Source organism: Anoxynatronum sibiricum, assembly GCF_039414295.1.
Classification (GTDB): Bacteria; Bacillota; Clostridia; order Peptostreptococcales; family Tindalliaceae; genus Anoxynatronum; species Anoxynatronum sibiricum.
In genome coordinates this window covers 1-2004 of the sequence record NZ_JBCITM010000041.1, presented here as the reverse complement: position 1 = coordinate 2004, position 2004 = coordinate 1, and the positions used below count along the sequence as shown (strand labels likewise).

3 protein-coding genes are annotated in these 2004 nt (G+C 44.8%); all 3 read left to right on the top strand.

The window, feature by feature from the left end:
- Window positions 1–174 precede the first annotated feature (174 nt).
- Window positions 175–534, top strand: coding sequence for a hypothetical protein (locus AAIG11_RS17755; protein WP_343187541.1), 360 nt, complete (start codon window positions 175–177; stop codon window positions 532–534).
- A 184-nt stretch (window positions 535–718) separates the two neighbouring features.
- Entirely contained in the window at window positions 719–1516 is a 798-nt protein-coding gene (locus AAIG11_RS17750; protein WP_343187540.1) for an SDR family oxidoreductase, read from the top strand.
- Window positions 1517–1561: 45 nt separating this feature from the next.
- The coding region (locus tag AAIG11_RS17745; protein WP_343187539.1) for a nitroreductase family protein at window positions 1562–2004 on the top strand (443 nt) is incomplete at its 3' end.

The window sequence follows — 2004 nt, the reverse complement described above, 5'->3', positions numbered from 1 at the left end:
GCTCAAACAGCAAATGAGAATTTCTTTTCTAGCTCTGATCTTTTTTCTGCAGGAGTCATTCGGATTGATGGCTCTTTTTCATCGTTGTAGACACTTCACTTCACGGAGTTCCACAAAAACTTCATAAAGCCAAGGACGTGAAACAATATCATACCGATCATGGAGGGAATCCAGTTGAAAAGAGCATTAATCATCGTGTTTGCAATACTGCTGTTGCTGCCAATATCTGCCTGCAGTCATCAAGAAGAGGTGACATATGTTGGCGTAAACGCAGAGATTTTAGAAATCAGTAACGTGGTTCAAGGGTTGGTGGTGAAAGGATTGGACGACAACAGCATTTTGGGAGAAGTATGCTACATCAATTGCGAAAGCCCGGAGGTATACTTTCTTTATGTTGATTTTGACTCAAGCGAAGTGACAGAGATTCAGTTTCAGGATTTGGCAGTGGGTGACAGCATAACCGTGGATGTCAAAACAGTAGAAAACAAGCATGCCCTCACTTCGCGGGTTCAGCTGATCACCCAGAGAAGATGAAGCATGTTTCTTGAGTGCCCAGAAAGGCCATGGGAGTTCTAAGAAGCTCCTTTCTTTTGCCGGAAGTTATCTTTGCCAGAACGAGCTGCTTTCGGAGGCTGGGTTAGGGGTGTCGCGAACCCGAAAGGTTATGTGTACTAACGCTTCAAATGATTCCTGGAAAAAGAAAAGCGGGGTGAAATTAATGGAACACAGAAGGATCGCAATTGTCACTGGGGTCACTCGACTGAAGGGGATCGGTAGAGGGATTTGTGTTGAGCTGGCAAAACAAAAGATTGACATCTTTTTTACCTACTGGCGGCCTTATGACCATGCGATGCCGTGGGGCGTAAAGGATGATGAGCCGGAGATCATCAAAAAAGAGTTAATGGAGATGGGCGTTCGTTGTGATAGTTTGGAAGTTGATCTTTCCAACGAGAAGGCCGTCAAAGAGATCTTTGATACCGTCGAAAAAAGCTTGGGGACTGCCAGCATACTGATCAACAATGCAACCTACAGCACCATGACAGATATCAACACCATCACTTCCCAGGAACTGGATCAGCATTACTTTGTTAATTTACGGGCGCCAATGCTGCTGGCCGCTGAATTTGTCAAGCGGTTTGAAGGGAAATCTTTTGGCAGGCTGATTAATATAACATCTGGCCAGAGTCTCAGTGCCATGAGCGGAGAAGTGGCCTACGCTGTCACCAAGGGAGCCATGGATACATTTACCAGAACCATGCAACATGAACTGGCGTATAAAAACATCACCATTAATGCGGTTAACCCGGGTTTAACCGATTCAGGGTGGTTGGAATCAGGGTGGTTGAATGAACAACAAATCCACATCTTCAAAAAGAGATTTCCCAAAGGAAGATTGGGATTACCCGATGATGTGGCAAAGCTGGTGGGGTTTTTGGTGGATGAAAAGGCTGGATGGATAACGGGGCAGATCATTCACTCAGAAGGCGGCTTTGTAAGAGAAAACTATGATAGCTGAAGAATGACGATACAGAACCGGTTCGATAAAGGGAGGCACTACAAAGTGGATTTTTTACAGCTGGCAAAGCAACGATGTACGACACGCGGGTTTACGGAAAAGAGAATAGCGAAGGATGAGCTTGAAAGAATTCTGGCTGCTGGACGCTTGGCACCAACTGCTTGCAATCAACAACCACAGCGAATCATTGTTGTTCAGAAGCCTGACAATATCCGCAAGGTTCAAAAAGCCTATCAAACTTTCGGCTCTCAATGCGTTCTTATTGTATGTCAGGATAAAAGCAATCCGCTCATACGACCTTTTGACAACAAATGCTCAGGCGATTTGGATATTGGTATTATTTGTGACCACATGATGCTGGCTGCAAGGGAACTGGAAATTGGAAGCGTCATGGTGGGTTTGTTTGATCCAGAAATTTTAAGAAAAGAGTTTGACATACCGGAGTTTATTGAACCAACGGCATTGATTATCTTGGGTTATCCTTCCGA

What these genes read in the sequence shown, in the direction of transcription:
- AAIG11_RS17750 (WP_343187540.1), top strand. Translation starts at nt 719, where the DNA reads ATGGAACACAGAAGGATCGCAATTGTCACTGGGGTCACTCGACTGAAG.